At 70.9% G+C, this 16,950-nt stretch carries 14 protein-coding genes; 3 read left to right on the forward strand and 11 right to left on the reverse strand.

Annotation, left to right across the window (positions count from 1 at the left end; translation table 11 throughout):
- The first annotated feature begins 8 nt into the window (after window positions 1-8).
- Complete coding sequence (locus tag AB0C30_RS24050) at window positions 9-884, forward strand: nucleoside hydrolase (protein ID WP_357947832.1); 876 nt, start codon at window positions 9-11, stop codon at window positions 882-884.
- Here AB0C30_RS24050 and AB0C30_RS24055 read toward each other — a convergent pair.
- The 10 genes from AB0C30_RS24055 to AB0C30_RS24100 all read right to left on the reverse strand — a co-directional run bounded on the left by AB0C30_RS24055 (window position 881) and on the right by AB0C30_RS24100 (window position 11,385).
- On the reverse strand, window positions 881-1,888 hold the full coding sequence (locus AB0C30_RS24055) for a LacI family DNA-binding transcriptional regulator (RefSeq protein WP_357947835.1): 1,008 nt from the start codon (window positions 1,886-1,888) through the stop codon (window positions 881-883). The genes AB0C30_RS24050 and AB0C30_RS24055 overlap by 4 nt on opposite strands.
- 101 nt (window positions 1,889-1,989) lie before the next feature.
- Window positions 1,990-2,844, reverse strand: coding sequence for a geranyl diphosphate 2-C-methyltransferase (locus tag AB0C30_RS24060; protein WP_357947837.1), 855 nt, complete (start codon window positions 2,842-2,844; stop codon window positions 1,990-1,992).
- Window positions 2,845-2,899: 55 nt separating this feature from the next.
- A complete protein-coding gene (locus tag AB0C30_RS24065; RefSeq protein ID WP_357947840.1) occupies window positions 2,900-4,174 on the reverse strand; it encodes a family 2 encapsulin nanocompartment cargo protein terpene cyclase in 1,275 nt (424 codons plus the stop codon).
- Between the two features lie 21 nt (window positions 4,175-4,195).
- A complete protein-coding gene (locus tag AB0C30_RS24070) occupies window positions 4,196-5,590 on the reverse strand; it encodes a family 2B encapsulin nanocompartment shell protein (protein WP_357947843.1) in 1,395 nt (464 codons plus the stop codon).
- Window positions 5,591-5,957: 367 nt separating this feature from the next.
- On the reverse strand, window positions 5,958-7,004 hold the full coding sequence (locus tag AB0C30_RS24075) for an aldose 1-epimerase family protein (RefSeq protein ID WP_357947846.1): 1,047 nt from the start codon (window positions 7,002-7,004) through the stop codon (window positions 5,958-5,960).
- A complete protein-coding gene (locus AB0C30_RS24080) occupies window positions 7,001-7,705 on the reverse strand; it encodes an SDR family oxidoreductase (protein WP_357947849.1) in 705 nt (234 codons plus the stop codon). The genes AB0C30_RS24075 and AB0C30_RS24080 overlap by 4 nt, the downstream gene beginning before the upstream one ends.
- A complete protein-coding gene (locus AB0C30_RS24085) occupies window positions 7,702-8,745 on the reverse strand; it encodes a hypothetical protein (protein WP_357947851.1) in 1,044 nt (347 codons plus the stop codon). The genes AB0C30_RS24080 and AB0C30_RS24085 overlap by 4 nt, the downstream gene beginning before the upstream one ends.
- Entirely contained in the window at window positions 8,733-9,911 is a 1,179-nt protein-coding gene (locus tag AB0C30_RS24090; protein ID WP_357947854.1) for a CoA transferase, read from the reverse strand. The genes AB0C30_RS24085 and AB0C30_RS24090 overlap by 13 nt, the downstream gene beginning before the upstream one ends.
- Window positions 9,911-10,675, reverse strand: coding sequence for an enoyl-CoA hydratase/isomerase family protein (locus tag AB0C30_RS24095; RefSeq protein ID WP_357947857.1), 765 nt, complete (start codon window positions 10,673-10,675; stop codon window positions 9,911-9,913). The genes AB0C30_RS24090 and AB0C30_RS24095 overlap by 1 nt, the downstream gene beginning before the upstream one ends.
- 8 nt (window positions 10,676-10,683) lie before the next feature.
- Window positions 10,684-11,385 carry a FadR/GntR family transcriptional regulator gene (locus tag AB0C30_RS24100; protein ID WP_357947859.1) on the reverse strand — a complete coding sequence of 234 codons (702 nt, stop codon included), beginning with the start codon at window positions 11,383-11,385 and terminating at the stop codon, window positions 10,684-10,686.
- Between the two features lie 106 nt (window positions 11,386-11,491).
- Between AB0C30_RS24100 and AB0C30_RS24105 the strand changes: the two genes are divergently transcribed.
- A complete protein-coding gene (locus AB0C30_RS24105) occupies window positions 11,492-12,358 on the forward strand; it encodes a fumarylacetoacetate hydrolase family protein (protein ID WP_357947862.1) in 867 nt (288 codons plus the stop codon).
- A gap of 91 nt (window positions 12,359-12,449) precedes the next feature.
- On the opposite strand, the gene AB0C30_RS24110 is transcribed toward AB0C30_RS24105, so the two are convergent.
- The gene (locus AB0C30_RS24110) at window positions 12,450-12,764 is read right to left on the reverse strand and encodes a DUF6289 family protein (protein ID WP_357947865.1); all 315 of its coding nucleotides are present in this window, start codon (window positions 12,762-12,764) and stop codon (window positions 12,450-12,452) included.
- Window positions 12,765-12,949: 185 nt separating this feature from the next.
- On the opposite strand from AB0C30_RS24110, the gene AB0C30_RS24115 reads away from it, so the two are divergent.
- Window positions 12,950-16,552: a DNRLRE domain-containing protein gene (locus AB0C30_RS24115; protein ID WP_357947868.1), complete on the forward strand. Its 3,603-nt coding sequence runs from the start codon at window positions 12,950-12,952 to the stop codon at window positions 16,550-16,552.
- Window positions 16,553-16,950: the final 398 nt, after the last annotated feature.

Raw genomic sequence — 16,950 nt, forward strand, 5'->3', positions numbered from 1 at the left:
AGGCCATCATGGCTGACCGTCAGATCGTTCTCGACACCGACCTCGGCTCCGACGTGGACGACGCGCTCGCGCTGGCCGTCCTGCTCGGGTCGCCGGAGGTGGACCTGCTCGGCTGCGTCACCGTCTACGGTGACACGGCGCTGCGGGCGCGCCTGGCCCAGCGGCTGGTACGGCTGGCCGGCCGTACCCTCACCGTGGTGCCCGGCGCGGAGAAGACGCTCACCGACCGCGAGGTCTGGTGGGCGGGCCACGAGGGCAAGCTCTTCCCCGACCTCGACACCGAGCGGATCTCTCATGAGCCGGACGCCACCGCCTACCTCACCGAGCTGGTACGCCAGGCACCGGGCCAGATCGACGTCGTCGCGATCGGCCCGCTGACCAACATCGCGAACGCCATCCAGGCCGACCCGGAGTTCGCGGCGAACGTCGGGCACCTGTGGATCATGGGCGGGCGCTTCGACTCCGCGAAGCCGGAGCACAACTTCAAGTGCGACCCCGAGGCGGCGAAGATCGTGTTCGACTCCGGCGCTCCGATCACCGTGACCGGGCTGGAGATCACCACGACCGTGCGGCTGGAGGCCGGCGACGTGGCCAGGATCGCTGAGGCAGGCGAGTTCGGGCAGGCGCTGAAGGCGGAGATCGAGCAGTGGTGGCGGTTCTGGAACGAGGAGTGGAACAGCCCGCACGACCCGATCACGGTGCTGACCCTGCTGGCGCCCGATCTGTTCGGATTCACGCCGGAGGGCCACGTGGCGATCGGTCCCGATGGGGGGAGCGTGTTCACGGAAGGCGCGGGCCGCACGAGGATCACGGTCGCGGCGCGCGCGGACGAGGTCGCCGCGCAGATCGTCGCCAGGACCGTGGCGGCGGATCACGCCACCTAGGGCGTCCGCCGGTCCTGGCAGCCGCACGAGCCGCGGACCACGAGCTCGGCGGGGTAGATCTTCGTCACCGGCTGGTGGGCGCCCTGCTCGACCCCGGCGATCAGCGTCTCCGTGGCGAAGCGGGCCATTTCGTCGATCGGCTGCCTGATCGTCGTCAGGCCCGGCACGGTGAACGCCGACTCGCGTGCCCCGTCGAACCCGACGATCGCCAGGTCACCGGGCACCCGCAGGCCCAGGTCGGCGGCGGCGCGCATGGCGCCGATCGCCTGATGGTCAGTGGTGGCGAACACCGCGGTCGGCCGCTGGGCCAGCAGCTCGACGGCGGCCGAATAGCCGCCCTCCATGCTGAGCGGGCCCAGCGCGACCAGTGAGCTGTCGAGCCCGGCCTCGGCCAGCCCCCTGCGCCACCCCGCCAACCGCAGTTCGACGGCCGTGATGTCCAGCGGCCCTCCGATGAACGCGAGCCGGGTGTGGCCGTGCCCCGCCAGGTGCGCGGCCGCGAGCCGGCCGCCCTCCTCATCGTCCACGGCCAGCCTGGAGAAGAAGGGGGGCGCCTCGTGGTCGATCGTCACGACCGGGATGCCGCCCTCCATCTCCTTGACCTGTTGGGGCGACGGGCGCACCCGCATCAGCACCAGGCCGTCGACCTGCCGCTCCATGAACGAGCGTACGTAGCCCTCGGCGCGTGCGGGATCCTCGGCCGAGTTGCCGAGCAGGACGGAGTAGCCGCGCTCCCAGGCCACGTCCTCGCACGATCTGGTGAACTCGCCGAAGAACGGGCTCTTGCCGCCCGCGCTGTCGGAGGCGATGACGCCGATCGTCCAGGTCCGCCGCGCGCGCAGCGACCTGGCCACGGCGTTGGGACGGTAGCCCAGCTCCTCGACGGCCGCCAGCACCCGGCTCCGGGTCGCCGCGGACACCGGCTTGGGGCCGTTGTTCATCACATAGCTGACCACGGCGGGCGAGGTCCCGGCCAGGCGCGCCACGTCGTTACGGGTTACCACGATCACACCACTTTACCGCCCGGTACACGCCTTTGAGCGCCGCCCGGGGAGGGGTGCCGCCGGCGACGCTCGCGTCGCCGGCGGCCGGGACGGCAGGTCTGTCAGGCGCGATCGGCGGCGATGAGCAGGTACTGGAAGCTGCCGTTCTTGTAGGCGTCGAGGAAGGGCTGTTCGATGCCGGTGGCCAGGGCGGTCTGGGCGCGGAGCTCCCAGTAGGGGATCGTCGCGGGCGTGAGGTCCACGACGCTGATGGGGACGAGGCGGTTGGCCGCCATTTCCCTGAAGTACGTGCTGCGCGGATGGATGTCGCAGATGTAGTGCGCGTTGATCTGGCTGATGGCACGGGACGGCAGGCCGTAGGCGTCGTTGTAACAGCCGGTGATGCACACATATCGGCCACCGCGGCGCAGCAGCCGGGCGTGTTCGGCGAACAGCAGCGAGAGCTCGACGTACATGGTGCTCTCGTTGTTCCAGATCGCCTGGAACGTTCCAGACTCGAACCCGGTGTCGAGCATGTTGCGGAAGTGGAAGCGCACCTTGTCGGCCACGCCGCGCTTCCTGGCCTGCTCGTTGGCGAAGGCGACCTGCGACTCGGAAATGGAGACGCCGTCCACGTGGCAGCCGAACCGCAGGTTGGCGACGATGCTGGAGCCGCCTCGGCCCGAGCCCGCGTCCATGGCCCGGTGGTGGGGTTCGAGCGGGCCGAGCCGGCTCATGAGGAAGTCGGCCTGCGCGGATTCGAGCCGGTGGAGCTCCTTGATCACGCGTTCGTCCCGGGTCTCCGCGGGGCCGTCCAGGACCGTCCAGTCGACCTCGCCGATGCCGTAGTGATGGTGGTAGATGCCGTCCACTTCGCCCAGCCGGAGGTTGACCGGGTTCTGCTCGGTGTTCCAGTAGTCGGCGACGGATCGCTGGTAGAGGCTGCTGAGAACGGAGGAGTCCTGCGTAGCGGTCACCTGAGGGATTCCCTTCTTCAATGAACTGCTCTTCAATGAACTTCGGGGGGTGCGGTCAAGACTGATAGCGGCTGGTGGAGCCGTGCCATTCGAGGCATCCGGCCATCCACGCCTGCGCGCCGCGCAGGAACCGGTGGAGCTCGGGACACCGGAGGGAAATGAGCGCGCGATGGCTGGATTCGAAGCCCTTGACGAGATCGTTGTGGAGGGCGACCGCGCGTTCGGTCGCCTCGCGGATGGAACACTTCTCCTCGGCCGCGATGAGCAGGATCACGTTGGAGTCGGGGAGTTCGTCCGCGGCCTCCTTCTCGACGGAATACAGGTCGTTGACCAGGACGCTGGCGGTGCCCGCCTGCATGAGCGCGGTGTGGAAGCGCCGCATGAAGAACAGGTCGGCGCCCAGGTTGTAGCCGCCCACGATGTCGATCAGCGTCATAGAGGTGTAGAAGCTGTCGTGCTGACGTGCCGCGAGGTAGCGCCAGACCGGCGGCGGCGTCTCCAGATAGCGCCAAGCCGCATAGGCCGCCCAGCTCACGTACATCTGGGAAGTGATGTTGCAGACGCGCCCGATCTGTGCCGAGCTGGCGTGGCGGGAGATGTGGCTGATGCTCGACCTCAGTGAGACCAGGACGGGGTCGGCCTGGATCGCCTCCTCGAGCCGGCGGGTGTAGTCGCCCGCGGGCGGCGGCGGGTCCATGGCGGAGGTCACCAGGGCCAGCCGCGGTGGCAGCTCGGTCGGCGTCGCGCCCAGGTCGGTCTCGTCGGCGTAGTAGTCGTCGGCCGCCCACCAGGCGGCGTTCGTCTGCGCCGCGATCAGCAGCATGTCGGGGTCGTCGGCGTCGGGGTGCGTGAGCATGGCCAGCCGGCCGTAGCCCGTGTCGCTGAACTCCTTCATCCGGCCCTCGTGGAGCCCGACCCGCTCCGCCCACGCCACCAGGCGCCGGTTGACCTCGTCGCCCAGGTCCTCGTCGTCGCGTACGGTCTCGGGGCAGTACAGCGGGGGGTACGACCCGTCGCCCCACTCCCGCTCCTGGTAGGCGAGCGGCTCGAGGTCGTACGTGAGCATGGCGCTCGACAGGGTCAGCCGCGGCTGCGGGGATTCGTGCCCGTCGTGCTCGCAGACCCTGGGCGGGGGCCACTGGTCCGGGGACGGGACGCGCAGCGCAGAGGTGCCCAGACCGGTGGGGCCCGCCACCATCCGGGCCGGCGCGTCCGCTCCGGCGGGCTTGTCTGGTACGGCCTGGAGCCGGGATTCGGCGGGTCGGCGGATGGACGGGCCGGTCGGCAGCGTGATGGCGGCCGGAGGTTCTGCGGTGTCGTCTGCGGGCATGCGGCCCTCTTCCTAAGATTGTCAGGAGCGGGGGGCGGCGATGTTGGCGTTCTCCAGGATCCCGATCGCGTCGGGCACCAGGATCGCCGTCGAGTAATAGGCGCTGACCAGGTAGGACATCACCGCCTGGCTGTTGATCCCCATGAAGCGGACGTTCAGGCCGGGCTCGTACTCCTCGGGGATGCCGACCTGGTGCAGGCCGACCACTCCCTGGTCCTCCTCGCCCGTGCGCATGGCCACGATCGAGCTGGTGTGCCCGTCGGTGATCGGAATCTTGCCGCAGGGGAAGATCGGGATTCCGCGCCAGGCCGGGATCTCGTGGCCGTTGACGTTGGCGCTGCCCACGGTCAGGCCGCGCTTGTTGCATTCGCGGAAGAAGGCCGCGATCGCCTTGGGATGCGCGAGCAGCAGGCGGGTCTTGCGGCGCATGCTGATCAGGTCGTCCAGGTCGTCCGGGGTCGGGGGACCGGACCAGGTGTTGATCCGCTGGCTGTAGTCGGCGTTGTGCAGCAGCCCGAACTCGCGGTTGTTGAGCAGCTCCCATTCCTGGCGCTCGCGGATCTCGTGGATCGTCAGGCGGAGCTGCTCGTCGAACTGGTTCATCGGCTCGTTGTAGAGGTCGGCCACGCGGGTGTGGACCCGCAGGACGGTCTGCGAGACGCTCAGGGGGTATTCGCGAGGGTGGAGCTCGTAGTCCACGAAGGTGCCGCCGATGTCCGGCTCGCCGACGTGCCCGGCGGCCACGTGGACCGCCGCCTCGCCGCGCTTGTTGACCGGTTTGCGGGTGCCCTCCAGGTAACGCTGGATGTGCTCCCGCAGGGCGGGCGACTGGTCGAGCAGCCGCTGGAACTCCCGCCGCGGCGACACCATGACCGTCCCGGCGGTGGTGGCCTGGATCGAGCACGGCCACCGGGCATCGTCCTGGGCGAAGACCTCGTCGCCGAACTGATCGCCGTCCGCGATGACCCCGAGCACCACCGTGCCGCCGTACTGGCCGGTGGACAGCCGGTTGAGCCGGCCGTGGGCGATGACGAAGGTCTCGGTGACCGGCGTCCCGGCCTCGACGATGACCTCCCCGGCCTGGAAGTGGCGAGCCGTGAACGTCGAGGCGAGCGCGCTCAGTACGTCGAGGTCGCCGAACCCGCGCAGGGCGGGCAGCTCCGTGAGCGTCTCCGAGATGATCCACACGTCGTCGGCGCCGTTCTGCACCACGCTGACCCGGCCGCGTCCCACCGCGTGGGTCAGGCGGCGGTTGACCCGATAGGTGCCCCCGGCCACGTCCACCCACGGAAGCATGCGCAGCAGCCAGCGGGAGGTGATGGCCTGCATCTGCGGACGGGTCTTGGTGGTGGTGGCCAGGTTGCGCGCGGCCCGGGTGTCCAGGCTCAGCCGGTGTTCCGCTTGCTCGGGGGGCATGTTTCCTCGCACTCTCTGATCGTGGAATGTAACCCGTCGGCTCAGCGGGCCGATTTCTGCGGCTTTGAGAGTACGGGTGGGAAATCTCTTCCGGAGAGCATCAGAGCGATGAGGGTAATTCCTCGGTCGTGGTGGCGCGGAATGTGAGCGGCTCTGTCATCGAATTCTCGGTCGCCTTCACGCTGGTGGTCCGGTCGAGGCGTCTTCGATGCTAAAGGCCGTTCCGCAGCCAATCAATGGCTCTCTCTGGCTATTCGACCATTCAAGCACGTCTGATTTAGACGATAATTCATGAATTACCGGCGGAAAAAGCAGAGGACCCGGTCCGCACCGAAAGTCAGGTGCGGACCGGGTCCTCCTCATGAACTCAGGCCGTTTCGACCCTGAACGTGGTCTGGTAGGTGCGCGACTCCTGAGCCCCCAGCCAGATCATGCTGCCGTCCTCGCGGGCCGCCGCGTCGCCGCCCACGTGGTGGGTGGACGGCTCCAGGCCGATCGCGTAGTTGCCGGAGCGCAGGTTCAGCCACTCGAAGAAGCACGGGAACTGCGCCGCCCGGAACTCCACGCTGACCGCCATGCCCAGCCGGTCGTTGACCACCGCGACCCGGTGCAGGCCCTCGGCGCCGGGGTTCAGCGCGTGCTCGTACACCTGCTCCACGAAGCCCGGCACCGGCCCCGGCAGCGTCAGGTGGTCGGCCCCCTGCTCGGCGACGCTGTCGCTCTGCCACAGGGTCTCACGGATGTCCGCCTCGAACCGGGCGCCCTCGTCCAGCAGCGGCCAGCCGAGGTTGATGTGGTAGAGGAACATGTGCGGCGTCGGCTCGAACCCGGCGTTGGTCACGGTGTCGGTCAGCCGGATCTCGTCCCCGCCCAGGTCGGCCTCGATGCGGCGGGTCAGGGTCAGGTTCTCGCCGAAGACCGCCGCCTGCCGTACCTCTCCCTCGGCCCACAGGACGCAGCGGTCGCCGTCCCAGCGCTCGCCGTAGCCGGTCAGCCGGGCGGGCAGGTTGCCCGCGCGGCCGTGCAGGCCATGCCGTACGGACTGGCGGGGCGGATATCGGTAGGTGTCGGCGGGGACCTCGCCGCCGAACAGCGTGTGGTCGAGGCCGCCTGTGACCATGAGCCCGGAGAACGAGCGCAGCCAGGACAGGCCGTCCTCGTCGTTGTTCTCGTGCAGCCCCGGATGGCGGAAGCCGGTGGGGGAGCGCCAGCCGAAGGACCGCCCGGCGTGCTCGGCCGCGCCGATGTCCATGCACCGGTCGACCAGCACGTCGAAGGCCAGCCCCGAGCCGGTGCGGAACTCCAGCGTCCGGATGCCGCGTTCGGCGCCGTCGCCGAGCGTCACCAGGCGCACCCCGCCCATCGCGGCCGGGTCGCCGGTGAGCTCCGCCAGTTGCCTGCGGGTCGGCGTCATGCCATCACCCACCCTCCGTTGACTTCGATGGTCTGGCCGGTGACGAAGGACGCGTCGGGGCCGGCCAGGAAGGACACCACGGCGGCCAGCTCCTCCGGGCGGCCGCGCCGCTGGAGCGCCTGCCGTTCGAGGACGAACCGGTTGTACGCCTCGGGATCCGAATGGATCTCCTCGGCGGCCGTGGGGAACGCGCCGGGCGAGACGCAGTTGACGCGGATCTCGCGCGGCCCGAGCTCGCGGGCCAGGGCCCTGGTCAGGGCGGTGGCGGCGCCCTTGGTGGCGACGTAGGCGGCCAGGTCGGGCCAGCCGCCGTGCATGGTGATCGACGCGATGTTGATGATCGCGCCGGCGCCCAGCGAGGTCATCTGCCTGGCCGCGTGCTGGGCCGCCAGCCAGTAGGCGCGCTGGTTGACCGCGTGCACGTCGTCGTACTCGGCCAGCGGCACCTCCAGGAAGGGTCTGCTGGGATAGATGGCCGCGTTGTTGACCAGGATGCCGACCGGCCCGAGCGCGGCGGCCGTACGGGTGAAGGCGTCCTCGATGGCGGCCGGGTCGCGCAGGTCGGCCGCCAGGTTGAGCGCGCCGTCGAGCGAGCCGGCGTCGAGGTCGAGCGCCGCCACCTGGTGGCCGTCGGCCGTCAGGCGGCGCACGATCGCCTGGCCGAGCGCGCCGGCCGCGCCGGTTACCAGCGCCGTGGTCATGTCCACTCCCTGTGCAGGTCGTCGAGCAGGTCTCTGGCCGGTCTGCGGGCGGTCAGCCCGTCGCGGAGCAGGGCGGAGGTCCGCTCCTGCTTGCCGATGTAGCCGGGGAAGCGCGGCCGGATCCAGGCCGCCTCCACGGTGTCGCGGGTGTCGCGGTAGAAGCCCGAGGCGTCCCAGGCGGAGCGGGCGGCGGGCTGGCCGCCGGTGGCGGGGAACAGCCCGGTCTGCACCGGCTCCGAGAGCAACCGGCGCAGGTGGGCTCGTACGGCGTCCTTGGTCCCGCCGTCGCGCACCCGGCTCTTGGAGACCGCCAGCCCGGTGCCGCCGAGCACGCTCCCCGGCGCTTCGCCGGGCCAGGCGGGGGCGTCGGCGAAGGCCAGCGGGTAGGTGGCGTACCCGTACACCAGCGGGCAGAGGTCGGGCCCGCCCGCCGCCATGGCGTCGAGGACGCCGATCGGGTTGCGCAGGGAGACCTCGGGGTCGGCCAGCGCGAGCAGCTCGGCCATGAGCTCCAGCGCCCGCAGTCCCGCCTCGCGGTCGAGGAAGTCGCCGGAGCACAGCGCGCAGAACATGAGGAAGGCGTGCGGCCCGCCCAGGCACAGCGTCAGCCGCCCGCCCTTCCGCGCGAACTCCACCGTCTCTGGCCAGGTCTCCGGAATGTGCGTGCCCGGCCAGGCGGCGGCCACCTGGGCGGCCGCGTCGAGCGGCAGCGCCCACTGGCGCCCGTCCAGGTGGTAGCTCTCATAGGAGCGGCCGACGGTGCGGGCGCGGAAATCGGCCAGCTCGGACGGCGCGAACAACTCGTCCATCGGCACCAGCGAGTCCAGCGACGCGCCCAGTCCGGGGTGGTCGATCACCAGCACGTCGTACGACGCGCTGAGCGTGGCGATCGGCTCGGACTCGAAGCCTTCGAGCGGCTGCCGGTCCCACTCGATCGGCTCGGGCACGTCGCTGTACGGGTTCGGCCCGGCCAGGTCGAGACGGGTGAGCTCGTCGAGCGGGGCGTGGCCGCGGGGGTGGTCCCAGGTCAGTCCGCGCACGCCAGCACGCCCTTCTCCACCAGCTCGGCGGCGCGCTCCGCCGGGTAGCCCAGCTCGCCGAGAATCTCCGCGGTGTGCTCGCCCACCAGCGGCGCGCCCCTGCGTACCTGGGGCGGGGCGGCGCTGAGGCCGTACGGGAAGCCGGGCGTGGTGACCGTGCCCTCGGTGCGGTGGTCGTAGGTGACGAACGAGCCGTTGTGCCGGACCTGCGGGTCGGCCACCAGCTCCGCGTAGCCGTACACCGGGCCCGCCCACAGGTCGTGGCGGGCGCAGATGTCCAGCCACTCGGCGGTCGTGCGCTCGGGCAGCCGCCGGGCGACGGTCGAGGTGATCTCGTCGCGCTGGGTGTGTCCGTCCATGCCGGCCAGCTCGGGCAGGTCGAGCGCGACGGCCAGCCCGTCGAGCCTGGGCATGCCGAGCGCGAGGTAGCCGTCCTTGGTGGCGAACACCCCGTACGGCGCGCGGATGTAGGTGTGGCCGTGCGGCTCGCGCCCGCGCCGCTGCGGGACCCCGCCGACGGTGAAGACCGACAGCTCCTGCATCTGTACGGCGATGGCCGCGTCCAGCATGTTGACGCTCACCCGCTGGCCCTCGCCGGTGCGCTCGCGGTGCAGCAGCGCGGCCAGGGCGCCCTCGAAGGCGCTGTAGGCGGTGATCGCGTCGATCGCGTACGTGCCGGCGGGCGCCGGGGGGTCGCCGTCGCGGCCGGTGCTGAGCATGGCGCCGCTCATGGCCTGGAGCAGCAGGTCCTGTCCCGGCCGCGTCACGTACGGGCCGCTTTCGCCGTACCCGGACATGGAGACGTAGACGACGCGCGGATTGAGCCCGCTGATGGTGTCGTGATCCATGCCGAGGCGCTCGGCGACGCCGGGCCGGTAGTTCTGCAGGAACACGTCCGCCGTCGCGGCGAGCCGGTGGACGATGTCGCGGCCCTCGTCCGACTTGAGGTTCACGGCCAGGCTGCGCTTGTTGCGGTTGAGGGACAGGAACGAGGCGTTGACCTGGTTGCCCGTGGCGCCTCCCGCGGGGGCGTGGCGCTGCCACTCGCCGGTCACCGGCTCCACTTTGATCACGTCCGCGCCCAGGTCGCCCAGGCGCATGGCGGCCAGCGGGCCCGCCATGGCGATGGACAGGTCGACCACGCGGTAACCATCGAGTACGCCCATCAGCGCCCCTCGAAGACCGGCTCGCGGCGGGCGGCGAACGCGGCCCGGCCCTCGGCCGCGTCGGCGGTGGCCATGCAGACGGTCTGCAGGTCGCGCTCGTACTGGATGGCCTGGTCGAGCGGCATGGTGTAGGCCGCCTTGAGGTTGGCCTTGGCCGTCTGGGCGGCGATCGGCGGCCGGGCGGCGATCTTCCCGGCCAGCTCTCGTACGGCCGGCAGCAGCTCGTCAGGAGGCAGCACCTCGGTGACCAGCCCCCAGTCCTTGGCCCGCGCGGCGTCGATCGGGTCGCCGGTGAGCAGCATGGTGGCCGCGTTGCCGGGGCCGACGGAGTGGGCGAGCAGGGCGGACTGGCCGCTGCCGCCGATCCAGCCGAGCTTGATCTCGGGCGCGGCGAAGGTGGCGGTGGTGGCGGCCAGTCGGATGTCGCAGGCCATGGCCAGCTCCAGGCCGCCGCCGTAGGCGTAGCCGTTGACGGCGGCGACGATCGGCTTGCGCAGGGCGCGGACCGCGTCGCCGTAGTCGCCACGGTTGCGGAACTCCCACGGCGTGGCGTACGCGTTGAGCTCGCGGATGTCGCTGCCCACGCAGAAGGAGCGCTCCCCGGCGCCGGTGAGCACGGCCACCCGGATGGCGGGGTCGGCGTCCACGCGGTCGAGGCAGGCGCGCAGCGCGTCGGCCATCTCGGGGGTGATGGCGTTGAGTTTGGCGGGTCTGTTCAGGGTGATGACGGCCACCGGGCCGGCCACGTCGAGCAGGACGTCCATGGATTCCCTCAGCAGTGGAGCGCGTCGGCGCGGGCGACCTCGACCACCTCGCGCATGGCCTCCTCGGCCTTGCGGTGATGGCGGCGCCGGATCGCCACGGCTACGCGCTCGTGGTTGGGCAGCGTTTCCTTGTTGTGCGCGACCGATCGGGTGTGCACCTGCCGTACCGAGCGCAGGGCGATGCTGATCATGTCGTAGATGTAGAGCAGCAGGTCGTTGTCGGCGGCGCCGAACACGGCCCGGTGGAAGGCCAGGTCGGCGTCGATGAAGGGGTCGGGGTCGTCGGCTGTGGCGTGCAGCGCGGCCAGGGCCTCGTCGATGCGCTGGATGGCCGCCGCGTCGGCCCGCTCGGCCGCCACCCGGGCCGCCCCGGGCTCCAGCGCGACGCGCAGGTCGGCCAGCACCCGGATGTCCCCGGCATGGGCGTCGGCGCCGAACCGCCAGCTCAGCACGTCGGCGTCGAGCAGGCTCCAGGACTCGCGCGGCCGGACGCGGGTCCCGGCGCTTCTCCTGGTCTCCAGCAGACCCTTGCCGGCCAGCACCTTCACGCCTTCCCGTACGGCCGAGCGGCCCACGCCGAGCTCGTTGACCAGTTGCTCCTCGATCGGGATGGGCGTGCCGGGCACCAGCGAACCGTCGACGATCCGGGCACCCAGGGCGTGCACGACGTGAGCATGCCGAGCCGTGTCCGGGTAAGGATCAGTTGCCACGGTTTCCTCCGTATTCGGATGTTTGGCACAGTATCGGGACGGTCGGTTTTTTCATAGACTTTCATCTGATGAAGTTCGGACTTCATCAGATGAAGCTGGGAGTGTCATGCACATCGTACGGTTTGTCAGCCCGCTGACCAGCGCGGACGCGGTCGGCGTCGACGACGGCGACCAGGTGACGCAGCTGGAGGGGGTCACCACCGTCGGAGAGCTGCTCCGCCTGCCCGTCGCGGAGCTACGCGAGCGGTGCGTCGCCGCGGCCGGCCCGCAGCACCCGTCCGCGTCCGTGCGCAGGCTCGCGCCCGTGGACGGGCTGATGGAGGTGTGGGCCGCGGGCGTCACCTACCGGCGCTCGCGCGAGGCGCGGGTGACCGAGAGCGAGCGGGCGGCCGACGTGTACGAGCTGGTCTACGACGCCGAACGGCCCGAGCTGTTCTTCAAGTCGGTGGCCTGGAAGGTGTCGGGGGACGGCGGCCGGATCGCCGTGCGCGCCGACTCCGAGATCGACGTGCCGGAGCCGGAGCTGGGCCTGGTGCTGAACTCCGCGGGCGAGATCGCGGGCTACACGGTGGTCGACGACGTGAGCTCGCGCACGATCGAGGGGGTCAACCCGCTGTACCTGCCGCAGGCCAAGATCTACCTGGGCGCGTGCGCGGTCGGCCCGGCGATCCGGCCCGTCTGGGAGGTGGCCGACCCGTACGCGCTGGACATCACGCTGACCATCGCCAGGGTGGGGGAGACGGTGTGGGACGGCAAGGCGTCCACCTCGGAGCTGCACCGGCGCCTGGACGACCTGGCCGGCTACCTGTTCCGCGCCGACGCCTTCCCCGACGGGGCCGTGCTCTCCACTGGCACCAGCCTGGTGCCCGACCTGCCGTTCACGCTGCGCGACGGTGACACGGTGACCATCGGCATCGCCGAGATCGGCACGCTGACCAGCACCGTGGTGCACGGCCTGGCCGCCATGGGCTGAGCGCGGTTCACCGTATAGCGCTAAGGCAGGCACGACCAGGGCCGGGCACCGTCTTCGGTGCCCGGCCCGTCGTGATTACGGCCCGTCGTGATTACGGTCCGCAGGGCGGAGTGAAGATGCGCAGGATCCCCTGCCGTACGCCCCAGCCTCCGGAGGGCTGGCCACAGCCCCTCCAGAACTGGCCGACGAGCTTGTCGTTCCCGTCGAAGTAGTCCATGACAAGCAGGACGTCGCCTCCGCCCGGGGGAGTCGAGATGAAGGTCGACGGCTCGGGCACGGGGGCCGAGGCCGACGCGGTGCTCGCCGGTAGCAGCGTGAGCGCGGCGGCGACGGCCGCCGCCACGAGGACGGCCAGCATCCAGGCCAGGACGAAGCCGACGCCGCGCGGGCGGCTGGATCTGATCATAGAGACGTCCCTTCCTATGAGTTCTCCAAAAGGAAGGCGTTCCATCGCGTTCCGTGATGGGACAGCTGACGACAGCAAACGTTTACCGTCCGGCCATCCAAGATCACCTAACCGGCCAATAATGATCTTTACGTTTGCGGCGTTTGTGCGTTGCCCCCACCGATAGTGGAAGGACATTCGAGCTGGTGGACGGCAAGGGCCGGACGACCGCCACCATCCCGGCGCCCGTCATGTGGGATGCCACGGTGAACCCGGGGTCCGGTGACCACCCGCACCGCGCGCCCGTCGCCATGAAGGTGTCCGGCCAGGACCTCCTCCTCACCCCCGACTCCGCCTTCCTCGGCGACCCGGCCACCAAGTACCCCGTCACGGTCGACCCTTCGCTCAACCTCGGCCAGGTCTTCGACACCTTCGTGCAGGAGGGCTACGGCACCGACCAGTCCGGCTCGACCGAGCTCAAGATCGGCAACAACGGCAGCGGCCAGGTCGCCAGGTCGTTCATCACGTGGAAGACCCCCGGCATCGCGGGCAAGAAGATCGTCTCGGCGTCGCTGAAGCTGTGGAACTTCCACTCCTGGTCGTGCAACACGAGGTCGTGGGAGGTGTGGTCGGCCAACCGGGCCTCGACGTCCTCGCGCTGGCCGGGCCCGGCACTGGCCGATCGCTATGCCGCCTCCAGCGAGACCAAGGGCTGGGGGAGCGGCTGCGCGGACGGCTGGGTGAGCGCCAACGTCACCTCGCTGGTCCAGTACTGGGCCAACGAGGGGTGGAAGGACTCCGGCATGGGCCTGCGGGCCGCGAGTGAGACCGACGAGTACGCCTGGAAGCGGTTCAACTCGGGCAACGCCTCGGCCCACGTGCCGTACATCTCGGTGACGTACAACTCCTACCCGAGCACCCCGGTCTCCACCTGGCTGTCCCCGTACACCGACTACGACGGCACGATCTGGACCAACACGCTCACGCCGCAGCTGCGCAACCACGTGCGCGACCCTGACGGCGGCAACGTGCGCGGCCTGTTCGACGTGTACGCGGGCTCGACGCTGGTCATCGACAACCTCTACGGCGCGTACGTGGCCAGCAACGGCTTCTCCGGCGCGAACGTGCCGGCCGGCAAGCTGGCCAACGGCAAGACCTACACGATCCGGTCGTGGGCCAACGACGGCTCGCTCACGTCGAAGGCGTACCAGACGGCCACGTTCGCCGTGGACACCGTCGCGCCGCCCGCCCCCTCGGTGGCCTCGGCCGACTACCCGGCCGACGGAGGCTGGCACGGCGACGCCGGCAAAGCGGGCACCTTCACGCTCAAGCCCGCGAACACCGACTCCGGCTGGCTCGCCTACCGGCTGGACGGTGCGGCGGTCACGAAGGTGCTCACCACCGGCGCGGCCGTCTCGGTCAAGCTGACCCCGGCCGCCGTCGGTCCCCACACGCTCACCGTGTACACCCTGGACAAGGCCGGGAACGCCTCGCCGGCCACCGCGTACGCCTTCAACGTGGGCTCGGGCGCGGCCGTGGCCACGCTCGCCGCGCCGAAGGACGGCCTGCGGAGCACCGGCAAGGTCCCGCTCGCAGTGACCGGCTTCGGCTTCACCCAGGCGACGTTCCAGTACCGGCGGGCCGACACCGACGAGTGGGCCGACCTCCCCGTGGCGAACGTGCTCACCGCCGACGGCAGGCCCCTGACCGCCTGGCCCGTGGCCGCGCCCAACGGGGTGTCCGGCCTGGTCTGGGACGCCGGAACCCAGCTCGGCGACGCGGCGGCGCAGGTGCGCGCGCTCGTCGGCAGCACGTCGGGCCCGGTGGCGTCGACGTCCGCCGAGATCGTCGTCGACCGCCGCGCCACCGAGGCGGCGACCAGCGAGGTCGGGCCGGGCACGGTGAACCTGCTGACCGGCGACTACCGCCTCCAGACGACCGGGGGCGGCCCGTTCGGCCTGACTCTGACCCGGACGGCCACGTCCCGGAACCCCGGGTGGTCCCAGGGCCTCGCCTCACTCGTGGAGACCTCGCCGAACTCGGTCCAGGTGACCAGGGCCGACGGCACGCCAATCCAGTTCACCAGGACCAAGGACGGATGGCGGCCCGAGCGGGGCGCCGAGGACCTGACGCTCACCGGCACGTACACGCTGAGCGACTCCCGAGGGCAGACGACCACGTTCGCCAAGCAGGGCGACCGGTACCTGCCCACCGAGTACACCTACGACCAGGACCGGCCGAAGTCGCTCACCCGATCCGGCCACACGATCGACTTCGGCTACGGCACGGACGGCCGCCTCAGCACCGTGTCCTTCCAGGGAGCCGTGGTCACCCAGTACTTTTACGACGCCGCCGGACGCCTGTCCGAGACCTGGGACCCGAGAATCACCCCGGCGCTGAAGACCACCTACGGCTATGACAGCGCGGGCCGCGTCACGACGCTCACCCCGCCGGGAGAGCTGCCGTGGACCTTCGGCTACGACGCCGACGGCCGCTTGAAGAGCGTCGCCCGCCCCACGCTCAAGCCCGGCACCGCCGACCAGATCGCAGGCGAGGCCAAGACCACCATCGTGTACGGGGTGCCGCTCAGCAAGGCGGCCGGCGGCCCGGCCGACCTGACGGCCACGACCATCGCGGCCTGGGGGCAGGCGGTGGCACCCGTGACGGCCACGGCGGTCCACCCCCCGAACTCCACCACCCGCCCCACCGTGACGTACCTGGACGAGTCGGGCAGGGCGGTCAACGTGCTCACCCCCGGCGGACACCTGTCCGCCACCGACTATGACCGGTTCGGCCACGCGACGCGCGTGCTCACCGCGGCGAACAGGGAGCTGTCACAGCGGCCGACCACCGACAACCGGCTCGCCGAGCTGGCCATCACCGCCTACAGCTCCGAGGAGCGGGCGGACCTGCTGTCCACCCGCTCGGTCTACGACGACTCCGGCCGTCGCAAGATCGAGGAGCTGAGCCCGGTCCACATCATCAACCTGGAGTCCGACGTGGACGACCTGCCGGCCGGATACGGCATCGGCGCCAGGAGCCGGACCGTCAGCACGTACGACGAGGGCCGCCCGACCGGCGCGGCGGCCCGTGACCTGCCGACCCCCGTCAAGACCGGCGCCGTCATAGTCGGGCGCGAGTCCAAGCCGGACGTGGACGTCAAGGCCACCGCCATCGCCTACGACTGGGCCACCGGCCGGCAGACCAGGACGGTCCGCGACCCCGGCGGCCGGGCGGTCACCGCCGACACCGCCCCGCCCGTCCTCTACACGGCGACCGGCGGCGCCCCTTGCGGCGGGCGGCCGGAATGGGCGGGCCTGGTGTGCCAGGAGGGCGGACGGACCTCCGCCTACACCGCCACCGGCCTGCTGGACACGGTCATCGAGGGCGGCGTCGCCACCACGGTCAAGCGCGACGCGGCCGGTCGGCCCATCACGACCAAAGCCGGCGGGGAGAGCGAGATCGGCATCGGCTACAGCCCGGCCAGCGGCCGGCCCACCGAGCGGTGGCGCGGCACGGAGAAGATCGTGACGGCCTACGACCGGCCGGAACATCCACGGTCAGGAACTGCTGAACATGCGCAGCGACACCATGAGCGAGCGGCAGCTGGGCTACGACAAGGCGGGGCAGCTCGCCTCGGTGCTGGACATGGCGTTCCCGCTGTGCACGCTGCGCCGCTACGGCTACGACGGCGCGGGCAACCGGGTCCGGCTGGCCGTACAGGAGTCCGACGAGGAGTGTCCGGAGGCCAACGACGCGGCTTCGAAGATCACGACCTACGCGTACGCGGACGGCAGGCTGGTGGGTGACGGTTACGCCTACGACCCGGCCGGCCGCACCACCTCGCTGCCCGGTGGCCGGGGGATCGACTACTTCGCCGACGGCGTACCGGTCAAGCAGACAGTCGGCGGCACCAGCCTCACCTGGACCCGCGACCCGGCGGGCCGCGTCAGGTCGGAGACCACCTCGGGGGGCGCGGTCACGGTCCATCACTACGGCTCGGCCGGCGATCAGCCCGCGTGGCTTGTTGAGAAGGGGGAAGTCGTCAGGAACGTCATCGGGGCCGGAGGCGAGCTGGGCGCGCTCACGGGCGCCGGGGGCTCGGTGCGGCTCCAGCTGCTCACCGTCGGGGGGAGCGTCGGGACCGAGCTCGACCTCGGCACCGGCGAGGCCACCGTGCTCGGCTACGACGAGTATGGAGTGGCGT

The organism is Nonomuraea sp. NPDC048901 (genome assembly GCF_040649695.1).
Classification (GTDB): Bacteria; Actinomycetota; Actinomycetes; order Streptosporangiales; family Streptosporangiaceae; genus Nonomuraea.